26 protein-coding genes and 1 riboswitch are annotated in these 22,728 nt (G+C 71.4%); of the genes, 15 read left to right on the forward strand and 11 right to left on the reverse strand.

Features of this window, described 5'->3' with window-relative positions; all coding sequences use genetic code 11:
- Positions 1 to 3 precede the first annotated feature (3 nt).
- Both ASE44_RS01560 and ASE44_RS01565 read left to right on the forward strand, forming a co-directional pair.
- Complete coding sequence (locus ASE44_RS01560) at positions 4 to 603, forward strand: TetR/AcrR family transcriptional regulator (protein WP_056776756.1); 600 nt, start codon at positions 4 to 6, stop codon at positions 601 to 603.
- The gene (locus tag ASE44_RS01565) at positions 600 to 1,103 is read left to right on the forward strand and encodes a GNAT family N-acetyltransferase (protein WP_056776759.1); all 504 of its coding nucleotides are present in this window, start codon (positions 600 to 602) and stop codon (positions 1,101 to 1,103) included. The genes ASE44_RS01560 and ASE44_RS01565 overlap by 4 nt, the downstream gene beginning before the upstream one ends.
- A gap of 16 nt (positions 1,104 to 1,119) precedes the next feature.
- Here ASE44_RS01565 and proC read toward each other — a convergent pair whose 3' ends face one another.
- The 3 genes from proC to tadA all read right to left on the reverse strand — a co-directional run bounded on the left by proC (position 1,120) and on the right by tadA (position 3,758).
- Entirely contained in the window at positions 1,120 to 1,962 is an 843-nt protein-coding gene (proC, locus tag ASE44_RS01570; protein ID WP_082455617.1) for a pyrroline-5-carboxylate reductase, read from the reverse strand.
- Positions 1,963 to 2,011: 49 nt separating this feature from the next.
- Positions 2,012 to 3,199, reverse strand: a complete 1,188-nt coding sequence (locus tag ASE44_RS01575; RefSeq protein WP_056776762.1) for a MarP family serine protease — start codon at positions 3,197 to 3,199, stop codon at positions 2,012 to 2,014.
- A gap of 64 nt (positions 3,200 to 3,263) precedes the next feature.
- A complete protein-coding gene (gene tadA / locus ASE44_RS01580) occupies positions 3,264 to 3,758 on the reverse strand; it encodes a tRNA adenosine(34) deaminase TadA (protein WP_056776765.1) in 495 nt (164 codons plus the stop codon).
- Positions 3,759 to 3,809: 51 nt separating this feature from the next.
- On the opposite strand from tadA, the gene upp reads away from it, so the two are divergent.
- Positions 3,810 to 4,442: a uracil phosphoribosyltransferase gene (gene upp / locus ASE44_RS01585; protein WP_056013869.1), complete on the forward strand. Its 633-nt coding sequence runs from the start codon at positions 3,810 to 3,812 to the stop codon at positions 4,440 to 4,442.
- A gap of 496 nt (positions 4,443 to 4,938) precedes the next feature.
- Positions 4,939 to 5,646 carry a winged helix-turn-helix domain-containing protein gene (locus ASE44_RS01590; RefSeq protein ID WP_056776767.1) on the forward strand — a complete coding sequence of 236 codons (708 nt, stop codon included), beginning with the start codon at positions 4,939 to 4,941 and terminating at the stop codon, positions 5,644 to 5,646.
- A 76-nt stretch (positions 5,647 to 5,722) separates the two neighbouring features.
- Here the strand turns inward: ASE44_RS01590 and ASE44_RS01595 are convergent, their stop codons facing one another.
- Both ASE44_RS01595 and ASE44_RS01600 read right to left on the reverse strand, forming a co-directional pair.
- Positions 5,723 to 6,730 (reverse strand): DMT family transporter, encoded by a 1,008-nt coding sequence (locus ASE44_RS01595; RefSeq protein ID WP_082455619.1) that lies wholly within the window; start codon positions 6,728 to 6,730, stop codon positions 5,723 to 5,725.
- Entirely contained in the window at positions 6,730 to 8,004 is a 1,275-nt protein-coding gene (locus ASE44_RS01600; RefSeq protein WP_082455621.1) for an AI-2E family transporter, read from the reverse strand. The genes ASE44_RS01595 and ASE44_RS01600 overlap by 1 nt, the downstream gene beginning before the upstream one ends.
- A 226-nt stretch (positions 8,005 to 8,230) precedes the next feature.
- Here ASE44_RS01600 and ASE44_RS01605 point away from each other — a divergent pair, with 226 nt between their 5' ends.
- The 7 genes from ASE44_RS01605 (at position 8,231) to ASE44_RS01635 (ending at position 14,109) form a co-directional block, all read left to right on the forward strand.
- Positions 8,231 to 8,779 (forward strand): RNA polymerase sigma factor, encoded by a 549-nt coding sequence (locus ASE44_RS01605; RefSeq protein WP_056013865.1) that lies wholly within the window; start codon positions 8,231 to 8,233, stop codon positions 8,777 to 8,779.
- Positions 8,776 to 9,390: an Asp23/Gls24 family envelope stress response protein gene (locus tag ASE44_RS01610; protein WP_157579749.1), complete on the forward strand. Its 615-nt coding sequence runs from the start codon at positions 8,776 to 8,778 to the stop codon at positions 9,388 to 9,390. The genes ASE44_RS01605 and ASE44_RS01610 overlap by 4 nt, the downstream gene beginning before the upstream one ends.
- Positions 9,383 to 9,751 carry an Asp23/Gls24 family envelope stress response protein gene (locus tag ASE44_RS01615; RefSeq protein WP_056776773.1) on the forward strand — a complete coding sequence of 123 codons (369 nt, stop codon included), beginning with the start codon at positions 9,383 to 9,385 and terminating at the stop codon, positions 9,749 to 9,751. The genes ASE44_RS01610 and ASE44_RS01615 overlap by 8 nt, the downstream gene beginning before the upstream one ends.
- 307 nt (positions 9,752 to 10,058) lie before the next feature.
- A complete protein-coding gene (locus tag ASE44_RS01620; protein ID WP_056776776.1) occupies positions 10,059 to 10,490 on the forward strand; it encodes a MarR family winged helix-turn-helix transcriptional regulator in 432 nt (143 codons plus the stop codon).
- An 86-nt stretch (positions 10,491 to 10,576) separates the two neighbouring features.
- A complete protein-coding gene (locus ASE44_RS01625) occupies positions 10,577 to 12,079 on the forward strand; it encodes a DNA-3-methyladenine glycosylase 2 (RefSeq protein ID WP_056776778.1) in 1,503 nt (500 codons plus the stop codon).
- Positions 12,076 to 12,636, forward strand: a complete 561-nt coding sequence (locus tag ASE44_RS01630) for a methylated-DNA--[protein]-cysteine S-methyltransferase (protein WP_082455625.1) — start codon at positions 12,076 to 12,078, stop codon at positions 12,634 to 12,636. The genes ASE44_RS01625 and ASE44_RS01630 overlap by 4 nt, the downstream gene beginning before the upstream one ends.
- 102 nt (positions 12,637 to 12,738) lie before the next feature.
- Complete coding sequence (locus ASE44_RS01635) at positions 12,739 to 14,109, forward strand: deoxyribodipyrimidine photo-lyase (RefSeq protein ID WP_056776781.1); 1,371 nt, start codon at positions 12,739 to 12,741, stop codon at positions 14,107 to 14,109.
- A 30-nt stretch (positions 14,110 to 14,139) separates the two neighbouring features.
- Here the strand turns inward: ASE44_RS01635 and ASE44_RS01640 are convergent, their stop codons facing one another.
- Both ASE44_RS01640 and ASE44_RS01645 read right to left on the reverse strand, forming a co-directional pair.
- Positions 14,140 to 14,814 (reverse strand): response regulator transcription factor, encoded by a 675-nt coding sequence (locus tag ASE44_RS01640; protein WP_200920990.1) that lies wholly within the window; start codon positions 14,812 to 14,814, stop codon positions 14,140 to 14,142.
- Complete coding sequence (locus ASE44_RS01645; protein ID WP_082455627.1) at positions 14,807 to 16,126, reverse strand: sensor histidine kinase; 1,320 nt, start codon at positions 16,124 to 16,126, stop codon at positions 14,807 to 14,809. Before ASE44_RS01645 ends, ASE44_RS01640 begins: the two co-directional genes overlap by 8 nt.
- 176 nt (positions 16,127 to 16,302) lie before the next feature.
- Here ASE44_RS01645 and ASE44_RS01650 point away from each other — a divergent pair, with 176 nt between their 5' ends.
- The 3 genes from ASE44_RS01650 (at position 16,303) to ASE44_RS01660 (ending at position 18,610) form a co-directional block, all read left to right on the forward strand.
- Complete coding sequence (locus ASE44_RS01650; RefSeq protein WP_056776788.1) at positions 16,303 to 17,391, forward strand: ABC transporter permease; 1,089 nt, start codon at positions 16,303 to 16,305, stop codon at positions 17,389 to 17,391.
- Positions 17,392 to 17,452: 61 nt separating this feature from the next.
- The gene (locus ASE44_RS01655) at positions 17,453 to 18,157 is read left to right on the forward strand and encodes an ABC transporter ATP-binding protein (protein ID WP_056776791.1); all 705 of its coding nucleotides are present in this window, start codon (positions 17,453 to 17,455) and stop codon (positions 18,155 to 18,157) included.
- A gap of 51 nt (positions 18,158 to 18,208) precedes the next feature.
- Positions 18,209 to 18,610: a hypothetical protein gene (locus ASE44_RS01660; RefSeq protein WP_056776792.1), complete on the forward strand. Its 402-nt coding sequence runs from the start codon at positions 18,209 to 18,211 to the stop codon at positions 18,608 to 18,610.
- Positions 18,611 to 18,675: 65 nt separating this feature from the next.
- Here ASE44_RS01660 and ASE44_RS01665 read toward each other — a convergent pair whose 3' ends face one another.
- The 4 genes from ASE44_RS01665 to thiM form a co-directional block, all read right to left on the reverse strand.
- A complete protein-coding gene (locus tag ASE44_RS01665) occupies positions 18,676 to 18,972 on the reverse strand; it encodes a pyrimidine/purine nucleoside phosphorylase (RefSeq protein WP_056013836.1) in 297 nt (98 codons plus the stop codon).
- A 46-nt stretch (positions 18,973 to 19,018) separates the two neighbouring features.
- Positions 19,019 to 20,590, reverse strand: coding sequence for a bifunctional hydroxymethylpyrimidine kinase/phosphomethylpyrimidine kinase (locus ASE44_RS01670; protein ID WP_235522515.1), 1,572 nt, complete (start codon positions 20,588 to 20,590; stop codon positions 19,019 to 19,021).
- Positions 20,587 to 21,297 carry a thiamine phosphate synthase gene (thiE, locus tag ASE44_RS18355; protein WP_235522516.1) on the reverse strand — a complete coding sequence of 237 codons (711 nt, stop codon included), beginning with the start codon at positions 21,295 to 21,297 and terminating at the stop codon, positions 20,587 to 20,589. Before thiE ends, ASE44_RS01670 begins: the two co-directional genes overlap by 4 nt.
- Positions 21,294 to 22,145, reverse strand: a complete 852-nt coding sequence (thiM, locus tag ASE44_RS01680; RefSeq protein WP_082455629.1) for a hydroxyethylthiazole kinase — start codon at positions 22,143 to 22,145, stop codon at positions 21,294 to 21,296. Before thiM ends, thiE begins: the two co-directional genes overlap by 4 nt.
- Positions 22,137 to 22,237: riboswitch (TPP riboswitch) on the reverse strand. (Overlaps the previous gene by 9 nt.)
- Before the next feature lie 60 nt (positions 22,238 to 22,297).
- On the opposite strand from thiM, the gene ASE44_RS01685 reads away from it, so the two are divergent.
- Entirely contained in the window at positions 22,298 to 22,702 is a 405-nt protein-coding gene (locus tag ASE44_RS01685; protein WP_056776795.1) for a DUF1622 domain-containing protein, read from the forward strand.
- The last annotated feature ends 26 nt before the right edge of the window (positions 22,703 to 22,728 follow it).

The following is a 22,728-nucleotide window of genomic DNA, read 5'->3' on the forward strand; positions in this document are numbered from 1 at the left end:
CACATGGCCAGAACGAAGGATCCCGAGGCGCAGGCGCGCATCTCCCACGCGGTCTGGGAGGTGCTGGGCGAGCACGGTCCCCAGGGGTTGACCCTGCGCGCCGTCGCAGACCGCGCCGGGTGCACGACCGGTCTCGTCCTCCACCGCTTCCCGGACAAGCGGGCGCTGCTGCTGCACGCACGGGACCTCCTCCACGAACGCACGGCGGCGCGTACGGCCCAGCTCGAAGCGTCCGCCGACACCCCGCGACTCGCCCTGCGCGCCGTCCTCCGCCAAGCCCTCTCCCTCACCGAGGAGACCCGCCAGGAGGCCAGAGTCTGGCTGGGGTACCTCGCGGCGGCGCTCGACGACGACGTCCTCGCCGGACGGCATCGCGCGGGTCACGCGGTGTTCGTCGCCCGCACCCGGCGCCTCGTCGCCGAGATCCGGCCCGAGCTGAGCGCGGACGAGGTCGCGGCGACGGCCACGATCGTCGTCGGATTCGTCGAGGGCGTGAGCACCCTGAGCACGGCCGACGACGACCACTACGACGCCACAGCCCAGCTCGCCGCGCTGGACCGACTGCTGTCCACCCTCGGGCTCGACGAGACGAGCGACGCATGATCGTCGTCCACCGGTGGGCGGAGGCGACCGCCCACCACCGCGAACGGTTCTCCGAGCTCCTCGAGGGGTACCACCGGCGGACCGAGCACGAGAAACTCCTCGGCCGGGAGCCGCGTGAGGACGAGGCCGTTCCGACGACCACCCTCCCCGCCCGCTACCGGGCAGAGGTCGCCGACCCGGGCACCGCCTTCGCCGCCGACGAGATCCTCTTGGCTGTCGAGGACGGTCGGGTGCTCGGCTGCGTCGTGCTGACGGCCGGCCCGTCGCCGGAGCTCAAGCGCCTGTGGGTCGACCCTCGCGCCCGCCGGCGGGGCGTGGCCGCGACCCTGCTCGAGGCTGCGACGACCGCCGCCAGGCGACGGGGCGACGACACGGTGCGTCTCTCCGTCTGGCACTGGCGGTCCGCAGCGATCGCGCTCTACCGACGGTCCGGCTTCGTCGCGGTCGCCTCCTGGGACGACAGACCCGGCCTCGACTGCTTCGTGCGGTCGCTGGCCTGATCGGGTCCTCGGCGGGTCAGGACGCCGAGAGCTCCTCGGCACGTGCGATCGCGGCGGCCGCGGCACGGTCGAAGGTCTCACTGAAGCCCGCCTCGGCGAGGACCGCGAGCGCACGCTCCGTCGTCCCGTTCGGGCTCGTGACGTTGATGCGCAGCTGCTCGGCGCTCTCCCCCGTCGTCGCGAGCAACTCCGTGGCGCCCCGGAAGGTGCCGTTGACCATCAGCGACGCCTGCTCAGGCGTGAAGCCGAGGCCGATCGCCGTGCGGGTCAGCTCCTCGACGAGGTAGTAGACGTAGGCGGGACCGGAGCCGGAGATGGCGCTCAGCGCGTCGATCTTCGACTCGGGGATGACGACGACCTGGCCGACCGTCTCGAAGAGCGCGGTCACCACGGCGAGGTCCTCGTCGGAGGAACGGGTGCCCGGGGCGAGCCCCGTGACCCCCAGGCCGACGTAGGACGGGGTGTTCGGCATGGACCGCAGCACGGACACCGACGCCGGAAGGGCGGCTTCGAACGCGGCTCCGCGGATGCCTGCGGCGAGGCTCACGACGATCGTCCCCGGCTGCAGCGCGTCGGCGATCTCGGCGAGGAGGTCGGCGACCATATAGGGCTTCACGCCGATCAGGACGATCTTCGCCGCAGCCGCCGCCCGGCGGTTGCCGTCGGCATCCTGCTCGAGCGCGATCGAGGTGACCCCCGGCAGCTCGGCCAGGGCCTCCGCCTTGGCAATCGTCCGGTTCGTGACGGTGATGCCACCGTCGACCTCGACACCCGGTTGGACGAGGCCACGCAGCACGGCCCCTCCCATCGAACCGGCTCCGAGGATGGCGATGCTGGGCAGGCTGATCGTTTCACTCACCCTGCGAGTCTAGGGACCCGCGTGCTCGTCGGCACCTGCCCGGATCGGGTCAGTCGGCGAGACAGGCGCCCGACGGCACCGCCGACTGGAGGGAGGTCGCGAGCGCGACGACCGGCAGGACCTCGTCCATCGCCAAGGCGTAGCCGATCGGCGCGGAGTCCGCGTCTCGAGCGAAGATGACGCCCTCCACCTCGCCGGACTCGGTGAGGAGCGGACCGCCGGAGTTCCCCGGCTGCACCGTCCCCGACAGCGTCACCACCTGTCGGCTCGTCGGGTTCGCTCCGGTGATGTCGGCGACGAGGCTCGGCCCGACGACGATGACCTGCGCGCCGCCCGCGGTGTACGGGCCGCCGAACGGGTAGCCGGCGACGACCGCCTTCGCCCCTGGCGCGGGGTTCGGGGCGAGCGGCAGCACCCTGGCGCCGAGCCCGTCGACGCGGATGACGGCGAGGTCGTCGACCGGGTCGAAGTAGACGATCCGCCCCGGCTTGGGCATGGACCCCGGCACCTCGACCACGGGCTCGCTGACGCCGGCGAGGACGTGCGCGTTCGTCATGACCAGGTCGTCGGCGAAGACGAAGCCGCTGCCGGTGAGGCTCCGCGCACAGGACTCGGCGGTGCCGCTGATGCGCACGACGGACTCGGACGCCGTCTGCAGCGCCGGCGTCGAGGTGTCGAGCTGCGGGGCCGCCGGGACGTCCGCCGTTCCACCGAAGGCCTCGATGACTCGCTGCGCGCCGCCGTCGACCACCGTGGAACGCAGCTGGGCGAGCGTGCTCTTCACCTGGACGGGCGTGACGCGATCGATCGTGCCGATCACCGCCGAGGACCCCACGGCCTGCGCGAGGAGCGGGATGCCGAGTGACCCCACACCGAGCGCGGCGGTGACGAGGACGAGCGCGGTGACGACCAGGTTGAGGGCGGCTCCCAGGAGTCGCTCCAGCCCGCGCAGCGGGGTCTTCCGGACGACCGAACCGATGGCCCCACCGATGACGGCACCGATCGTGTACCCGATGCTCAAGAGGACGACGGCTGCGGCGACCGCGGCCCAGCCCCGCCAGGCCGTGTCCGGAACCCAGGAGGCGACGAGCGGGATCGCGAAGAAGGCGCCCACACCACCCGCCATGAGGCCGACCAGTCCGCCGAGGCTCCCGAGGAGCCCGGCGCGCCACCCGCGGATCACGAACACGATCAGGATGACGACGAGGACGATGTCGAGGATCACGCCGGGTTGCATCCTGCGATCCTGCCATCACCGACCGACAGTGGCCTCCGGAAGTGCTGGGAGCCCTTCGACAGGCTCAAGGACCGGGAGCGACTCTGGGAGCTGTGACGCCGCTCGGCCCGCGGAAGAAGTCGGTGAGGAGCGTCGAGCACCGCTCGGCCTCGACACCGGCGTAGACCTCCACGCGGTGCTGCAACCGCCGGTCGCGCAGGACGTCGTAGACCGAGCCGACCGCGCCGGCCTTCTCGTCCCAGGCACCGAACACGACGCGCGGGATCCTGGCCGCGAGGATCGCTCCGGCGCACATCACGCACGGCTCGAGGGTGACGACGAGCGTGAGCTCCGTCAGGTGCCAGTCGCCGAGCGCGCTCGCGGCGGCACGGATCGCGACGACCTCGGCGTGGGCCGTCGGGTCGGTGTGCAGCTCCCGCTCGTTGCGGCCTGCGGCGACGACGGTCCCGTCCGGAGCGACGAGGACGGCGCCGACCGGGACGTCGTCGGTCTCCAGCGCCGCCTCCGCCTCGGCGAGGGCGAGGTCCATCCAGGCGACGAACTCGGCCGGTGCGTGCATCCGTCATCTCCCCGAAATCCTCGTCACCACGCGAGCGACTAGATTGATCGTATGCGAGTGCACGTAGCCGACCACCCTCTCATCACCCACAAGCTCACGGTGCTCCGCGACAAGACGACACCGTCGCCCGTGTTCCGGGCCCTCACCGAGGAACTCGTCACCCTGCTCGCCTACGAGGCGACCCGTGGCGTCACCGTCGAGGAGATCACGATCCAGACCCCGGTCACCGAGACCGTCGGCGTCAAGATCAGCGAGCCGCGTCCACTCGTCGTCCCGATCCTGCGCGCCGGACTCGGCATGCTCGAGGGCATGGTGAAGCTGCTCCCCACGGCCGAGGTCGGGTTCCTCGGCATGGTGCGCAACGAGGAGACGCTCGAGCCCACCACGTACGCCGAGCGACTCCCGGACGACCTCTCCGACCGCCAGTGCTTCGTCCTCGACCCGATGCTCGCGACCGGCGGCTCGCTCGCCGCCGCGATCGACTTCCTCTTCCAGCGCGGAGCGGTGCACGTCACCGCGATCTGCCTGCTCGCCGCCCCCGAAGGCCTCGAGCGCCTCGAGGCCGAGACCGCGGGCAAGGACGTCACCATCGTCCTCGGCGCACTCGACGAGCGTCTCGACGAGAACGGCTACATCGTGCCGGGCCTCGGCGACGCCGGCGACCGCCTCTACGGCGTCGTCTGAGCCGCGACCTCCCGCTGACCCGAGGCGGATCGGCGCCCTGACGGGCGGCGGTCCGCCTCGAACCGTTCCACGGGCGCCCGCAACACCCCCACGCAACAAACCGTCATCTGGCGCAGATACTTGACAGGATCCGGGCCGTTCCTGTTGTATTGCGGACTATGACGACCAACGCGCCCACCCTGACCTCCTTCGAGGCCCCTGGGGACGCCGGCATGATGATGCCCGGCCGCGCGGTCATGTGCTGCCGAATGTGTCGCTGATCCGACACCTCCAGCATCGGTAGCGATCCCGTCGGATCCGCTCCACTGCTCCAGCACGACAGAGTCCGTCGCTCCCCCACCCGGTGAGCCGACTCCCGGACGCACCCCGTCCGCGCCCGGCCGACGCGCCACCTTCCCGGATCGCGGGACCGCCACTGCCCACCGGCAGGCGGGATCAGCCCGAGCGCACCGCGCACGATCCGCCGCAGCATCATCACCCCGAGGACTTCCCGCTCATGTCTCTTGCAGCCGTTCAGACCACCCGCCCCGCCCGCCAGCTCGCCGCCGTCGAGGACGCCCCTCGTACCGCGACGCCGCACGTCCGCGCCGTTCCGGCCGGTCCGGAAGCCCGCGGCTTCGTCCTCTACGTCGGACTCGACGAGGCCAAGGCGCAGGCAGCCGGTACGAGCCTCGGCGAGATCGTCGAGGCCATCAAGGCCCTGACCGCCCAGTTCGCCCCTGACGCCGAGACGCACGCCGCCGTCGCCCTCGCACCCCGCGGTGCCGGCGGACGCGACCTCGACGTCGTCCGCCTCGCCCTCCAGGACCCGTCGGCCCTCGCGGCCCACCGTGACGAGGTCGACGAGGAGGAGCAGGACGTCGCCCACGCCGGCGTCGTCGTCGACATCTCCCGCAAGCGCCTCGTCCTCGACAACGAGCCCGCGGCCCTCACCTACAAGGAGTTCGAGCTCCTGCAGTACCTCGTGCTCCGCGAGGGTCGCACCATCGAGCGTGCCGAGCTCATCTCGTCCCTGTGGCGGGCCGGCGACGACGAGGAAGTGCCCAACGAGCGGACCATCGACGTCCACGTGCGTCGTCTCCGCGCCAAGCTCGGTCGCTACGAGGACATCGTGCGCACCGTGCGCGGGGTCGGCTACCGCTTCGACCGCCACGCGGACGTGTCGATCCGCTACGCCAGCACGCCGTCGCCCGACCTCTTCTGAGCCGCAGCGGGGCAGCGCACACGAACGGGCCCGGCGGGTGGACATCCACCCGCCGGGCCCGTTCTCATGCCACCGGTCACTGCACGCGTGGGCGCTTCGGGGTCTCTCCGGGAGCCGGCACCGGACGCATCGCGAGCTTCCAGACACCGAACACCGCGATCGCTCCGGCGACGACGAACAGGACGAGCGCGTACCAGGGGGCACTCGAGGCCTCGCCCAGCACCACGATGCCGATACCGACGGCGACGAGCGGGTCGACGACGGTCAGGCCGGCGACCACCAGGTCGGGTTGACCACTCTGGTGCGCCTTCTGGACGAAGAAGCCGCCCAGTCCGGCCGCGACGAGCAGCGCGACGATGCCGACGACCGTCAGGCCCTCGAAGTTCTGCGTGATGACCCGGTTGATGACGACCTTCGCGAGCGTCACGACGAAGCCGTACAGCACCCCGGCCGCGACGACGTAGAACACCGTGTGCAGCTTCCGGCGCCACAGCGCGTAGGCGCCGGCGAGCGCGAGCGTCACGACCGCGAGCATGATCAGGATGATGATCAGCTGCGGCTGGCGGATCGGTTCCTCGATCGCGTACAGGGCTGCGACGATCACGAAGAGCCCGATACCCGCGACGCAGAGCACCATCGCGCGGGTCTGCTCCTTCGTGATGCGGACCTTCGTCACCCTGGCGTTCAGGAGGGCCGTGATCACGAGGGCGATCGCGCCGAGCGGCTGGACCACGATGAGTGGCGCGAACGCGAGGGCGACGAGCTGGAAGACGATCGCCAGCGCCAGCAGGAGCGTGCCGATGAGCCACGACGGCCGACCGAGCAACTGCGGCAACTGCTTCAGACCGAAGGCCGACGATGCGGCCTCGACCTTGCCGACGCCACGGGACTGCAGCTGCGTCCCCACCGCGAGGAAGAACGCGCCGACGAGCGCGATCGGGATGCCGATGGCCTGGTACGGCGTGACGGAGATCGTCGGCAGGTCGAGGTCTCCGGCCGTCCGGAGCGACTCGGCCACGAGACCGGCGGAGCCGGAGAGCACCAGGGCGCCGGCGGCCAGGGCCGGGAACGTCGCGATCCCCATCACTTGGCCGCCGCACTCGTGCCGACGGCCGCCGTCTCAGCGTCTCCGAGCTTCTGCTCCGGGACGACCTTGGCGTCCTGGCTCGGGAAGACGACCTTCTGGACGATGATGATGATCGACGCGGCGACCGGGATCGCGACGAGCGCACCGAGGATGCCGCCGAGCGCACCGCCACCGAACGCCGCGATGACCACGAGGGCGCCGGGCACGGCGACGGCCTTGTTCATGATGCGCGGGCTGAGGACGTACGCCTCGATCTGCATGTAGATCAGGTAGTACCCGATCGCGAAGAGGGCGGTCACCGGCGAGGCGAAGAGGCACAGGGCACTGTTCACGATCGACGCGCTCAGCGTCCCGACGAGCGGGATCATCGATCCGATGAAGGCGAGGAGCGCGAGCAGCGGCGGGAACGGGGCGCCGATGATGCTGAGGAAGATGAAGCTCAGCACACCGTTGACGAGCGCGAGGCCGACCTGACCGACGACGTATCGTCCGACGGCCTGCGTGATCTCCTCGAGCACCTGCGCGAAGCCCTCGCGGCGGTAGGCGGGGAGGAAGCGGTACGTGACGGCCTTCATCGAGCGGAGCGACGCGAGGAAGTACAGCGTCAGGATGAGGACGATGATCGCTCCCGTGATGCCCGAGGCGACGCCGGCGCCGACCGCGACGATGCCGCCGCCGATGTTCAGCAGGTTGTTCGGGTCCTTGAAGAACGCGAAGACGTCGTTCAGCGCGGAGTCGATGTCGAGGGTGTTGCCCACGGTGTTCTGGACCCAGCCGACGAAGTCGCTGTTCAGGAACTGCTGCGAGATCCGCGGGTAGTCGTTCACGAAGTTCGTGATCTGCGTCACGAGCAGCGGGACGATGGCGAAGATGATCCCGACGAAGGCACCGATCACCGCGAGGAAGACGACCGCGATCGCGAGGCCGCGGGGCAGCTTCTGTTCCAGCCACGACACGAGCGGGTCGAGGCCCAGCGCGATGAACAGGGCGACGCCCACGTAGATCAGCGTGGTGCTCAGTTGGGTGACGATGCTGCCCAGCACGAGCGCGACGAGCACGCCGATACCGCCGACGAGGCCGATGCGGAACGCGTTGATCCGGACGCTCGGTGCCGAGGGCTGCAGCGCCGCGACCACCGCAGCGGAGGGCGGCGAGGACGCCGCCGCCTTCGCTGCCCGTTCCTGCTTCGCCTGCTCGTGCTTGGCGCGCCTGGCTTCGCGCTCCTCCGGGGTGGAGGAGAACCCCGGCAACCGGAGCTTGGGGGTCTTCATCGTGCGGTCTCCTCGGTGGTGATACGGGTTGGAGCTGGTCGGAATCGGTACATCCTGCGTCTCCTTCGTACGGCGGTCGCTCGGACCGCCGCTCTGTGCCTACAGTAGTGAGACGGAGCGTGGCCCGCTGATGTCACGCTCCCTTCTGGGGAAAGCGGTCGCACGATGTCGCGGGTCGGATCAGAGAGGTGGCTGCACGGTGGGAGCTGAGCCTGCGCGGACACCCGTGAGCCTGCTCGATCAGGCGACGGACCGCACCCTCGTCGAGCGCTGCGTCGACGGCGACACCCGCGCCTTCCAGGTGCTCATCACCCGATACGGCCGGATGATGAAGGCCTACGCCGTCCGACTCACCCGTTCCTCCGCTGACGGCGACGACGTCGTCCAGGAGGCGCTCATCTCAGCCTGGAAGCGCATCGACACGCTCGAGGACGGGGCGATGGTGAAGAGCTGGCTGATGCGCATCGTCAGCCGGCGGGCGATCGACCTCATGCGGCAGCGCAAGGACACCGACTCGACCGACGACGCCGTCATCGAGGCGCCGGAACGCGACGGGCCGGAGCGGAAGGCCGAGGCGTCCTCACAGCTGGGAGCCCTGTCAGCCGCGCTCGACAGACTGCCGCACGGACAGCACCAGGCCTGGGTGCTCCGCGAGATCGGCGGGTACTCCTATGAGGAGATCGCCGAGCAGCTCGGGCAGAGTGTCGCGAGCGTGCGAGGCAGCCTCGCCAGGGCGAGAGCGAAACTGATGACGGAGATGGAGGGGTGGCGATGACCGACGGGACGCAGAGCGACGGGCTCGAGCCGGGCGGGTGCGCACACGGCATCGACGCCCTCACCGACTACCTCGAACGGGACATGCTGCCGGCGGACCCCACGATCGACGACTCCCCCGAGTGCCAGCGGATCCTCCGGTCGTTGCGGCGGGTCCGCTCACTCGCGGCGCCGCTGCTCGAGGCCGACGAGGAAGCGGTCACGACGCTCGACCAGGACTGGATCCGCGGGATCATGGAGAACATCGGCCGCGAGGCCAAGGCCGGCCGCGACATCCCGTTCGCGACGTCCGACGACGATGCGGCACTCGTCATCACGGAGGGCACGGTCCGCGGCCTGGTCCGCGGTGCCGGCGACCGCACCCCCGGCGTGCTCGTCGGCCGGTGTGTGCTCGACGGCGACGTGACGGTGGTCGGCGAGCCGATCACCCTGCACGTCACGGTCAGCATCGGCTGGGGCCGTTCGGTCGCCGAGGCTGTGGCACAGTTCCGCGAGGAGGTGCGCGCGAGTCTCGTGCAGCACACCGACCTGGTGGTGGCGGGACTCGACGTCGTCGTCGACGACCTGCACTTCGAGGCCGAGCAGCACGGAGAGGTGGGGGACGATGAGTGACCTGACGGACACGGGCGACGAGCTCGACACGCTCGCGATGGTCCTCGACGCGGCCGTCGAGGCGGTGCCGGGGGTCGTCCGGCTCACGGCGGCCGAACCGACGCTGGTGCGTGCCGCGCGCGAGGGCGTCGGAGCGCTCCTCGGCGCACCGGATCAGAGCGCGCGCGTGAGCGTCAAGCGGGTCCGCGGCGCCGTGGCCGTGCATGCGAACGTCGCCGTCGCCGCGGAACACGCGTCGCCCGCCGTCGCGCAGGCGGTGCACCGCGCGATCGCTGAGCTGCTCCCCTCGGCCGACGACGCTGCCGCTCCGACGATCACGGTGCGCGTCGTCGACGTCGTGCCGAGTGGCTCGCAGGAGTGAGCCCGGACGCTCCGCTCAGGTAGCGTCACTCGGGGAATTCCCAGTAAAAATAACAGTTCGATAACTACCGCTCGTTACCGATCCGTTATATGGTTTTGGAACGTCAGATGTTTGCTGTGGCAGCTGACGGAATGTGATTGCAGGACACTCTTGGTGCAAGGGAAAGAGAGCCGGTCGTAGCCTCTGCGACCGGCTCTCGCCATGTCCGGGGCCCGCCCGATGCGCAAGCATCCGTCCCGAAGTGCTGCTCATGCGCCGTCCAGGATAGATTCAGGTGGTGGATCGTCGGACAGCACCAGGAGACAGCATGGATGAGAGGCGACTCGCGATCGCCGCATGGGAATCGCTCTTCCGCGCCCAGGTCGAGGTCATGCGGCACATCTCGCACGACTTCCCGAGCCACGGCATCTCCCTGAACGAGTACGACGTCCTCCACACGATGTCGCGCGAGCCCGACCACCGCATCCGCCTGCGCGATCTCAACTCCAGCGTGCTGTTGTCGCAACCGAGCATCAGCCGTCTCGTCGACCGGCTGGTCGCCCGCGGCCTCGTCGGCAAATGCCCGGACCCGGACGACGGACGCGGCACGCTCGTGCGCATGACGGAGGCCGGGTACGACGTGTACCGCACCGTCGCCATCGCCCACGGCGCGACGATCGCCGAGCGCGTGACCACCTCGCTCAGCCCCGAGGAGATGACCACGCTCGCGACGCTGAGCGACAAGCTCCGCGGCGCCTGACACGGTCGGAGGGCGAGCCCGCGCCGCCCCACTGCCGTGTCCGATTCCCGCTCGTCCGGGTCGGTGGTGCGTGTCAGACTCGGGTCATGGACGACACACGGCGCACGGACTTCGCGGAACGCTACCGTGCGATCCAGGCTCGCGACCAGCGCTTCGACGGGCAGTTCATCACGGCCGTCAGCTCCACCGGGATCTACTGCCGTCCGTCCTGCCCGGCGCGGACCCCGAAGCCCGAGAACGTCACCTTCTACGCGACGAGCGCCGCCGCGCACGAGGCAGGCTTCCGCGCCTGCAAACGATGCCTGCCCGAGGCGGTGCCGGGGACGCCGGCCTGGAACCTCGGCAACGACGTCGCCGCTCGCAGCATGCGGCTCATCGCCGACGGGGTCGTGGAACGCGAGGGCGTTCCGGGACTCGCCTCGCGCCTCGGCTACTCGACCCGTCATCTGACGCGCATCCTCACCGCCGAGCTGGGCGCCGGACCCCTCGCGCTCGCCAGGGCCCACCGCGCCCAGGGCGCGCGCCAGCTCCTCACCGGAACCGACCTCCCCTTCGGTGACATCGCATTCGCCGCCGGGTTCTCGAGCATCCGGCAGTTCAACGACACGATGCGCGAGGTGTTCGAGCTGACCCCGGGGGAACTCCGGGCGAAGCACCGCAGGCTCGGTGAACCGGATCCCGGCTCCATCACCCTCTCGCTCCCGTTCCGACGCCCCTTCGACGCCGCTGGGGTCTTCGCCTGGCTCGCGCCACGAGCCGTCCCGGGCGTCGAGCTGGCCGGACCCGACCACTACTCGCGGCTCCTCGCACTCCCCGGCGGCACGGCCTGGTTCGAGGTCCGGCAGCTCGGCGACGACCTCCGACTCACCGCCGAGGTGACGGACCTCGCCGACCTGCCAGTGCTCGTCGCCCGGGTCCGCCGGCTCTTCGACCTCGACGCCGACCCGACGTCCGCCGACGCGGTGCTCTCGGCCGACCCTCGGCTCGCTGCCTCGGTCGCGGCCACACCGGGCATCCGACTCCCGGGGGCGGTCGACCCGGAGGAGATGCTGGTCCGGGCGATGGTCGGCCAGCAGATCACCGTGGCCGCGGCGCGCACCCAGCTCCGCCGTCTCGCGGACGAGGTGAGCACGACGGTCCCCGAACGGCACGGACTGCATCGCCTCTTCCCGACGGCGACGCAGATCGCAGACGGCGGGGAGGCGGCACTCGTCGGGCCCCGAGCGCGGATCGACAGTCTGCTCGGTGTGGCTCGGGCACTCGTCTCCGGGGAGCTGGCCATCGGGTTCGGCGACGACCGCGACGAGCTCCGGGCCCGCCTGCTCGCCATGAAGGGGATCGGCCCCTGGACGGCCGACTACGTCAGCATGCGGGTGCTCGGGAACCCCGACGCGTTCCTGCCCGGCGACGTCGCCGTCCGCACCGGGGCCGGCCGGCTCGGGTTGCCCTCCGACGCCCGGACCCTCACCGCGGAGGCGGAGGCGTTCGCCCCGTGGCGCTCGTACGTCTGCCTCCACCTGTGGAAGGCGGCGTCCACACCGGCACCGACCGCCAGACCATCAGCCCTCGAGAAAGGCCCAGCAGCATGACCACCATCATCTCCAGCACGAGCGTCCGCCGCGGCGACGGCCGGGCGTCCGGCGCGCAGCTCGCCGCGATCAGCCAGACCGTCGACACCCCGGACGGCCCCTTCACCGTCCTCGCGCGGGAGGACGGGGCGGTGCTCTCCTCCGGGTGGTCCGACGACATCGGCGTGATGCTCGAACGGATCCGGCCCGCCGACCGACCCGGCGAGACGGCGGCGGGGACCGTCGAGGCGATGGACGCCGTCCGCGCGTACTACGACGGTGACCTGACGGCGATCGACCTGGTCCCGGTCGCCCAGTTCGGCGGCCCGTTCCGCACCCACGCCTGGACGGTTCTGCGGACGATCGCCGCAGGACGCCCGGTGACCTACACGGAGTTCGCCGCGGCGAGTGGTCGACCGTCGGCGGTCCGTGCCGCGGCGAGCGCCTGCGCGACGAACGCACCCGCCCTGTTCGTCCCCTGCCACCGCGTGTTGCGGACGGACGGCTCGCTCGGCGGCTTCGCGTGGGGACTCGACGTCAAGCGCTCGTTGCTCGACCGCGAGGCCGCGCTGAGCTGAGCGCACCTCGACAGGCTCGGAGACCGGAACCGCTCGGAGACCGGAGCTGACGGCTGCGGTCAACCCCGCAGCTCGGACCAGCGCGCCGCGTAGGCTGACGGGATGGCCACTGCCCCGACGATCGTATGGTTCCGTGACGACCTCCGCCTGGCCGACAACCCCGCACTGCACGCGGCCGTCGAGCTCGGCGCACCGATCCTCTGCCTGTTCGTCCTCGACGACAGCGAAGAGCTCCGACCGCTCGGCGGGGCCTCCCGTTGGTGGTTGCATCACAGCCTCGAGGCGCTCGGGGACGACATCCGCGGGCTCGGCGGCACCCTCCTCCTCCGTTCGGGGAGTGCGGCCACGATCGTTCCTGAACTCGCCGCCTCCCTCGGAGCCGGCGCGGTGCTGTGGAACCGTCGATACGGAGCCGCGGAACGGGAGATCGACGCCGGGATCAAGACGGAACTGAAAGACGCCGGTCTCGACGCCCGGAGCTTCGCCGCGAACCTGCTCGCCGAACCCTGGGAGATCGTCACCGGGCAGGGCCAGCCGTACTCGGTGTTCACCCCGTTCTGGAAGGCGTCGTTACAACGTCACTCGGCGAACCCGCCGAGGCATCCGCTCCCCGCGCCCACCGAGCTGACCGGCGTCTCGGACGCGCCTGACGGTGACGAGCTCGGATCGTGGGACCTCCTCCCGACGAAGCCGGACTGGGCGGGTGGGCTCCGCGAACAGTGGACGCCGGGCGAGGCCGGAGCGGACGCACGACTCGCCGACTTCCTCGACGGTGGGGTCTCCGGGTACGCGGAGGATCGCGACTTCCCAGCCCAGCCGTCGACCTCCGGGCTGTCGCCGCACCTGCGGTTCGGGGAGATCAGCTCACCGCAGATCTGGCACGCGGCTCGCGACCGCCGCCGACACCTCGGCGACGACGGCGCGACGTTCCTCAAGGAACTCGGCTGGCGCGACTTCGCCTACCACTGCCTCTTCGCGTTCCCCGACCTCGCCACCCGCAACTGGCGGCAGGCCTTCGACCGCTTCCCCTGGCCGGACGTCGACCAGGACGCCTTCACCGCCTGGACCACCGGCCACACCGGCATCCCCCTCGTCGACGCCGGCATGCGCGAGCTGTGGACGACCGGCAGCATGCACAACCGGATCAGGATGGTCGTGGCGTCGTTCCTGACCAAGAACCTCCTCATCCACTGGCGGCTCGGCGAGGAGTGGTTCTGGGACACCCTCGTCGACGCGGACCCGGCGTCCAACCCGTTCAACTGGCAGTGGGTCGCCGGCAGCGGCTTCGACGCGTCGCCGTACTTCCGCATCTTCAACCCGGAACGCCAGCGGGAACGGTTCGATCCCGACGACGCCTACATCAAGCGGTGGGTGCCGGAGTTCGGGACGCCCGACTACCCCGAGCCGATCGTCGACCTCGGTGAGACGAGGCAGGCGGCCCTCGCCGCGTACGAGCACGTCAAGGGCGCCTAGCCCGGCCCGTCCTGTGGCACTTCGACAGGCTCAGTGACCGGGTGCGGCTCCGCGGGTGCGGAACAGGCCCGCGCGCTGCGCCGCCGCGATGGCGGCCGAACGGTTCGACACGTCGAGCTTCGTGTAGATGTGGGCGAGGTGCGACTTCACCGTCGTCTCCCCGACGTGGAGTCGTCCGGCGATCTCCAGGTTGGTGAGCCCCTCGGCGGCGCGTGCGAGCACCTCGATCTCGCGTGCACTCAAGGCCTGCTGCGGCGCGCTCACCCGTGCGACCAGGCGGGTCGCGACGGCCGGGCCGAGCACCGAGTTCCCGCCGGCCGCCGAGCGGATGCCGTCCACGAGGTCCTCGGGCGCGGCATCCTTCAAGAGGTACCCGGCGGCCCCGGCCTCGATCGCACCGAGGATGTCTGCGTCGGAGTCGTAGTTCGTCAGCACGAGGACCGAGGGTGGTTCCGGGCGTGCCCTGATCTCCCGCGTCGCATCGATGCCGGTGGGGCCGTCGCCGAAGCTCAGGTCCATGAGCACCAGGTCGGCTCGAGGTGCCGCCGCGACCGCCTCGGCCGCGGTCGCCGCCGTCCCGACGACCTCGATGTCGGCGATCGGAGCCAGGACGGCGAGCAGTCCGGCTCGGACGATCGGGTGGTCGTCGGCCACCACCACCCGGACGACCACTCGGGCCCCGGCTTCGCTCGCGCCCTCAGGCATCGGTCCCACCGTCGCGCATCGTCGCTTCCTCCCTGCTCGTGTCCGGTGCCGGTGTCGAGTCCGGAGTCGGTGTCGCGGTCGGTGCGGCGAACCGGACGGTGACGGTCGTCCCGGCACCGGGTGCGCTCCGGACGTCGACGGCGCCGCCCAACTCGGTGATGCGACGACGCATGGACACCATGCCGAACGAGCCGCCCGCAGCCCGCTCGACGACCGTCGCCGGATCGAACCCGGCACCGTCGTCGTCGATGTCGAGGATGACCTCTCCGTCGAGGTAGCTGAGCGTGACGTCCGCTCGGGTCGCCCCGGCGTGACGGACGACGTTCGCGAGGCTGCTCTGCGCGGCCCGGAGGAGCGCGGTGGTCACCGGCGTGCCGAGGACGAAGGCGTCACCGGTGACCGTCGTGGCGACCGGTGTGCCGCTCTCCGCGGTCGTCGTCTCCGCGAGCCGGCCCAGTGCGTCCGCGATCGTGGCACCCACCAACGCCGGCGGGCTCAGCTCGTCGATGAGGCTGCGTGTCTCGGCGAGCGCGGTCGCGGCGGCGTCCCTCGCCAGGCCGATGTGGGAGCGCAGTTGTCCGGTTCCAGACCCCTCGCCCGCGGAGCGTTCGGCCGCATGCAGGAGCAGTTGGATGCTCGACAGGGCCTGGGCGACCGTGTCGTGGAGTCCGGCGGCGAGGCGCTCCCGCTCCGCCAGCTTGCCGGCCTCCTGCCCTCTCCTGGCGAGCTCCTCCCGGGCGGCGACGAGGTCGGCGATCAGCCGCTCACGCTCGGCCGCCTCCCGAGCCAGCGCCTCGTAGCCGAGGCCGATCGCCACGGCCACCGCCGCACCGACGAGCGGACCGACGACGCCTCCGACGCTGAACCCGGCGTGCAGACCGATCGCGACGATCGCCGAGAGCGTGGCGATGACGACGGCTGGGACCGCGACGGCCCGTGGAAGCAGGTGGAGGTAGAGGAAGAACAACGGGAAGACGAGGTAGGCCGCATCGGGACTGAGCAGGACGAGGACCACCCACTCGACGCTGAGGAAGACCAACCAGGCGAGGACGAAGGAGCGACCTCGACGAGCCCCGGTGGCCGCGACACCGTGGTCGGTGGGCGCGGTGGCCGTCCGGCGGAGCCGACCACCGACGACGGCACCGGCGGTGTAGGTGGCCAGCATGACGACGGCGAACACGAGCGCCGCGGACATCGTCGGGCCACCGACCGAGACGGATCGCACGATCACGAGCGCGATGAGTGCGGTGACGAGGCCGTGGAGGCCGAGCTGCAGGCCGGTGAACACGGGGCTGAGTGCCGAGTGCTTCATCCGCCCAGCGTACGACGCGAGCCGTCGGGGCGAATCATCAGAAAGGTGGAACGTCGCCTCCATCCGACCGTGCCAGGAGACCCTCCCGTCCGACGATGCCGTGCCGCCTCGGCTCGACGACGCTGAGAGGGTGCCGCACCACGGAGACGCCGTCGGGCGGCCGACAAGGAGTCCCCATGTTCGTCGCCTGGCGCGACATGCGCTTCGCCACCGGTCGCTTCGTGCTGATCGGGGCGGTCGTCACCCTCATCACCCTGCTCGTCGGATTCCTCAGTGGCCTGACGGCGGGCCTGGCGAACCAGAACATCTCCGCGATCACCGGGCTCGGCGCGTCGAGCATCGTCCTCGCCGGCCCGGCCGACGACGGACCGGCGACGTTCGCGGATTCGGCGATCGACGAGGCCACGGCCGACCGGTGGGCAGCCGTCCCCGGCGTTGACCACGTCCTGGAGCTCGGCATCAGCCAGACGCGCCTGACGACCGACGACGCACGCACCGCGGTGGCGGTGTTCGGGACCGCCGGCGCCGCCGCAGGCGCCGAGCGCACACCCGACGCACCCGCCGACGGCACGGCCCGGCTCAGCCGGACCGCCGCGGAAGCCCTCCACGTGGTCCGCGGTGACACCGTCTCGGCCGGCGGTGAGGCGCTCACGGTCGGCGCGGTCGTCGACGACCAGTGGTACAGCCACACGCCCGTCGTCTGGACGAGCCTCGCGAGCTGGCGGTCGATCCAAGGCGCTTCCGGCGCCCCGGCAGACGGCGCGACGGCCCTCGCCATCTCCGGTACCCCGACCGCGGACGCCGTCACGGCAGCTGAGCAGGCCACCGGCACGGTGTCGAAGGACGTCCTCTCCTCGCTGCTCGCGATCGGCTCGTTCCGCTCCGAGATCGGATCCCTGCTGCTCATGGTCGGCATGCTGTTCGGCATCTCGGCGCTCGTGATCGGTGCGTTCTTCACGGTGTGGACCATGCAGCGCGCGGGTGACGTCGCGATCCTCAAAGCGCTCGGGGCGACGACCCGGCGGCTCGCGCTCGACGCGCTCGGTCAGGCGTCCGTCCTGCTCCTCCTCGGCGTCGGGCTCGGCATCGGGCTCACGGCGGTGCTGGGTTCCGCCGCCGGCACGGCGCTGCCGTTCGTCCTCAGCCCACTGACGACGCTCCTGCCCGGCGTCATCATGATCGCCCTCGGGCTCGTCGGCGCAGCGTTCGCGCTGCGGTCGATCCTGTCGGCCGATCCCTTGACCGCGCTCGGCGGCAACCGGTGAACCCGGGCTCCGCCACCGCATCCACTCCAGCACCCACCCCCGTCACCATCGGAGTCCCCGCATGATCTCGCTCACCGACGTCTCCCTCACCTTCCCCGACGGCGACCACCGCGTCACCGCCGTCGACCACGCGACCCTCATCGTCCCGGCCGGGACCGTCGCCGCGCTCACCGGCCCGTCCGGCTCGGGCAAGTCGAGTGTCCTCGCCGTCGCGGCCGGACTCATCCGCCCCGACAGCGGCACCGTCGAGGTCGCCGGGATCGACGTGACCTCGCTCGACCGTCGAGCCGCCACCGACTTCCGCCGGACGAACCTCGGTATCGTCTTCCAACAGGCCAACCTCCTGCCGTCGCTCACCGCCCTCGAACAGCTGTGCGTGCTCGGGACCCTCGGCGGCCGCGCCTCCCGGGCCGACCGGGCACGGACCCGTGATCGGGCCACGATGTTGCTCGCCGCGGTGGGACTCGCGGACCAGGCCGGCAAACGGCCGCACCAGCTCTCCGGTGGTCAGCGGCAGCGCGTCAACATCGCCCGGGCGCTCATGAACGAGCCGGACGCGCTCGTCGTCGACGAGCCGACCAGCGCGCTCGACCACGAACGCGGTTCCGCCATCATCGAGCTCATCCTCGAACTCACCGCATCGTCGGGCGCAGCGACCCTGCTCGTCACCCACGACCGGACTCACCTCGGACGCATGGACCAGGTGCTCGTCATGGAGGACGGTCGTCTCAGCACGGCCGCCGACGCGCTGGCCCAGCGGTCCTGAGGTCCGTCGCCGCCCGACGGTAGTGTGAGGTCACGCCGAGAGAGGATCACCATGCGCAGCGCCACCCGAGGGCTCACCGTGATCGCGATCGTCGGAGCCCTCCTCGGCACCAGCGCGTGCACCGGCAGCTCGGACGAACCCTCCGGCCAGGGTTCCGCGAGTGCCGCCGGCGTGATCGCGCCCGTCATCGTCCAGCTCGTCGATCAGGACGGCCGCACGATCTCCGTCGGGCTGGACAACGTGGTGGACCTCGTCGCCGTCGACCCGAACGCCTGGTCCGCCGAGATCGAGGACCCGTCGATCGCCGAGTACGTGCCCGGTGGCTCCCGGGGCGGCGCCTCCTTCAACCCCGGCCTGCAGCCCCTCGCCGTCGGCAGCACCGACGTGACGCTGACGAACCGCTCCGACGACTCGACCGTCGTCTTCACCCTCGAGGTCGTCGCCGGACCCTGAGCCGAGACCGGCCGGAGACGCACCCACCGGTCCCTGAGCCTGTCGACGGGCAGCCGTTCAGCCGCTCAGATGTTCAGGTAGCGGCAGAGGTAGGCGGTGGCGACCTCCACCTGGACCTGGAAGCTGCTGCTCCCCGGGACGCTGAACTGGGCGTCGGGGCCGAAGTCCTGCCAGGCGCTCGTGTTGGGCAACAGGACGCGGAGTCGGCCGGAGATGACGGACATCTCCTCGGCCTTGCCGGTCGTGAAGGTGTACTCCCCCGGAGCCATGACCCCGACGCTCGCCGACTCGGCTCCCGGCTCGTGCGTGGCGAAGCCGATCGACTTCACGTTGCCGTCGAAGTACTCGTTGCTCGTCAGCATCAGGGGCCTCCCTCGTGGTCCACGACCGCGGTGGCCGATCCGCCATTCATCGTATCGGCTCGGCGAAGAAGGCCTCCTCGTGTGCCGCAGAGGCGAGGAACGCCCGACGCATCGCCTGGAGCTCCGTCGCATCCGCGCGCTCGGCGGCACCGGCGACGATCTCGATCGCGCGCGCGGTGGCGATCGCGAAGGAGGGATCGGCGTAGGTGTCGAGCCACGCGGCGAACGGGTGCGCGGCGTGCGACGCCTGGACGAGCCGCTCCCCCAGATCCTGATAGATCCAATAGCAGGGGAGGACCGCGGCGATCACCCGTCCGTAGTCGCCGTCGACACTCGCAGCGTGCAGGTGGTCGAGGTAGGCCGTCGTGGTCGCCGACGGTTCCATCTCCTCCCCGGCTGCGGCCGAGGCCTCGAGCCAGGTGCGATGGAGTTCCATCTCGGCCTCGATCGAGCCGGCGGCGCCCGTCGCCCAGAACACCTGTTCCTCGGGGGTCGGGGCCAGCGCGCTCGCCCGCGCGAGCACCCGCGAATAGGCGCGGAGGTAGATCGCATCCTGCTGCAGGTACCACGCGAACCGGGCCGGATCGAGGGTGCCGTCGGCGAGCATCGCGACGAAGGGTAGCCGGTCGATCCGCGCCCGCAGCTCCGCGATGTCGTCCCACCAGCCCCCGACGAGCTCGGCACCGTCCGCCCGGCGCGCACCGAGGCCCGCCGACTCCCACACCGTGGCGAAGTGGTTGATGGGCCCGCTCCCCGCGCCGACCTCGAGCGCATCCGCCGCCTCGAGACTCGCGGTGAGCCACGACTTCGCCGCGCCGAGCGCCTCCGACCAGGAGCCGGTGCGGGCGACGAGGGTCGCCATCGCACTCGACAGGGAGCAGCCGGTCCCGTGGGTGTTCGTCGTGGCGACGCGAGGTCCGTCGAACTCGACGAGCGAGCGGCCGGCACCGAGGCCGCCGCCGGCGTCGACGAGGGCGTCCGGGCAGTCCACCACCCCGGACAGGTGCCCACCCTTCACGAGCACGATCACCCCGGCCCGTTCCGACACCCGCCGCGCCTGCGCGAGGGCGTCGGCCCAGCGCTCCGCCACCGGTTCGTCCGCGAGGACCGCGAGCTCGGGGAGGTTCGGGGTGACGAGGTCGACGAGCGGCAGGAGCTCGCGCATGGCGGCCTCGGCGTCCTGCCGCAGCAGGCGGTCGCCGCTCGTCGCCACCATGACGGGGTCGAGCACGACGGGTCCGGTCACGGTCTCGCGCAGCCACGCGGCGACGGCCTCGATGATCCGTGCGTCGCCCAGCATGCCGATCTTGACGGCGTCGATGACGACGTCGTCGGCCACCGCGTCCAACTGTTCACGGAGGAACCCGACGGGCGGGGTGTGCACGGAACGGACGCCGCGGGTGTTCTGCGCGACGAGGGCGGTCACGACCGCCATGCCGTATCCACCGTTCGCGGCGATGCTCTTGAGGTCGGCCTGGACACCGGCGCCGCCGGTCGGGTCCGTCCCGGCGATGCTCAGCACCCGCGGCGTGGTCCTCGTGACGAGCGGCCGTCGCCCGATCCCCGCGTCGTGCGACGGCCGGGCCGGGGCTGTCCTCAGCGAGTCGGTGGCGCTCACGCGGGCACCTCGTCCCACGCGGCACGGAACGCGCGAGCCGCCGCGGCCGGATCGTCGGCAGCACAGATGGCGGACACCACCGCGAGCCCGGCGGCACCCGCCGATCGGAGGGCCGCGGTGTCGGCGAGCCCGACCCCGCCGATCGCCACGCAGGGCAGCTGGGTGGCGGCGGCGATCGCGGCGAACCCGTCCACGCCGAGCGGCTCCGGGTGGTCCGGTTTCGTCGCCGTCGGGCGGATCACGCCGACGCCGAGGTAGTCGACGGTCCCCGCGGGCAGGGCGGCCACCGCGTCGAGGTGGGCTGGCGTGTTCGCCGTCAAGCCCACCACGGCCGCGTCACCCACGATCCGGCGGACCGCGTCGACCGGGAGGTCGCTCTGCCCGACGTGGACACCGTGGACGACGGCGCCGGCGGAACGGGCGGCGAGGAAGACGTCGACCCGGTCGTCGACGAGGAGCAGGGCTCGACCCGAGACGAGCTCCGCGGCACGGAGCGTCAGCTCGAACAGCTCGCGGGCCGTCGCGGTCTTCTCCCGGAGCTGCACCGCGGTCACCCCGCCGTCGACGGCCCGACGCACGACATCGAGCACGCCCCGGGCGCCGCTCGCCGAGGCGTCCGTGACGAGATACGTCGCCATGGCCCGGCGCACGAGGGCAGCGTGCGAACGCGCCGCGTGCACCCCGTCGGACATCGTCCCGGCGCTCATGCCACCACCGCCAGTCGGTGGACGGTCTCCGCGTCGAGGAGGTGGAGGCGGTCGAGGAACGCCGGGGCGAAGGACCCGGGCCCGCGGCTCTCCGCGGCGGCAAGCTGAGCGGCGACCGTGTACACGCTCGTGGCGGCCACCGTCGTCAGCAACCGGTCGTCGTCGAGCGAGGCGAACGCGGCGAACACGGCGCCGAGCGCGCACCCGCCGCCGGTCACGAGCGTGAGCCAGGCGTGCCCGTTGGAGCAGCGGACGATGCGCTCACCGTCGGTGATGACGTCGGTCGGCCCCGAGATCGCCACGACGGCTCCAGAGCGGCGCGCGATCGCGGTCGCAGCCTCGATCGCACTGTCGACAGAGTCGGTGCTGTCGACCCCGCGACCGCCGGCGCCGAGGCCGGCGAGGGCGATGATCTCACTCGCGTTGCCCCGGACGATCGTCGGCCGGAGCGCGAGGAGCTCTGCGGCGAGCGCCGTCCGGACGGGGAGGGACCCGACCGCGACGGGATCGAGCACCCACGGGGTGCCCACCTCGTTCGCGGCGGTCGCGGCTTCGATCATGGCCTCGCGCTGCTCCTCCTGCGGTGTGCCGAGGTTGAGGAGCACGCCGGAGGCGATGCGGGCGAACGGCCCGGCCTCCGTGGGGATGTCGGTCATCGCCGGGGCGGCACCGACGGCGAGGAGGACGTTCGCCGTGAAGTTCGTGACCACGGCGTTCGTGATCGATTGGACGAGCGGGGTGCGTTCGCGCAGGCGGTCGAGGAGGTCCCCCGCGGTGCTCGCGAACCCGCCGGCGGCGGCATCGTCGGTGGACGGGTGGGCAGACTGCTGCGGTGTGCGAATGCTCATTCGCGACATCCCTTCGCTCGGACTAACGAGATCAGGTTCGACGGGTGTGTTCTCAGCCGGTCGTCATGGGATCGGCACCCCGTGTCACTCGCGACCACCATAGCGGGTCGGCGCCGCTTCCCGTCCGGCGAGGCGACGAGGATGATGGGCGCATGGACTTCTTCGAGCTGGTCACCATCGTCTTCGAGGTCGCCGGTGTCGGGGCGATGGTCGTGGGCTTCGTGATCGCCGTCACCCTGTCGGCCCGCCTGTGGCTCCGCACCCGTGACGGCGGGCGGGCCTTCCGGATGCTGCGGGAGACGATCGGCTCGGTGATCCTGCTCGGGCTGGAGATCCTCGTCGCCGCCGACCTGGTGAAGACGGTCACCTCCACGCCGTCGCTGACCGACGCAGCCGTCCTGGCGATCATCGTCGTCATCCGCACCCTGCTGAGCTTCTCCCTGCAGATCGAGATCGAGGGGACCCTGCCCTGGAGACGCCTCGCGACGACGGGACCGCAGGCGTTCGGCCAGACCGTCGCGCGCGGCGGTGAACGCCCGCGAGGAGCCGTCAACTAGCAGGATGTGACCGCCCCGGACGCCGG

The sequence above is a fragment of the Plantibacter sp. Leaf1 genome (assembly GCF_001421315.1).
In the GTDB taxonomy this organism is placed as follows: Bacteria; Actinomycetota; Actinomycetes; order Actinomycetales; family Microbacteriaceae; genus Plantibacter.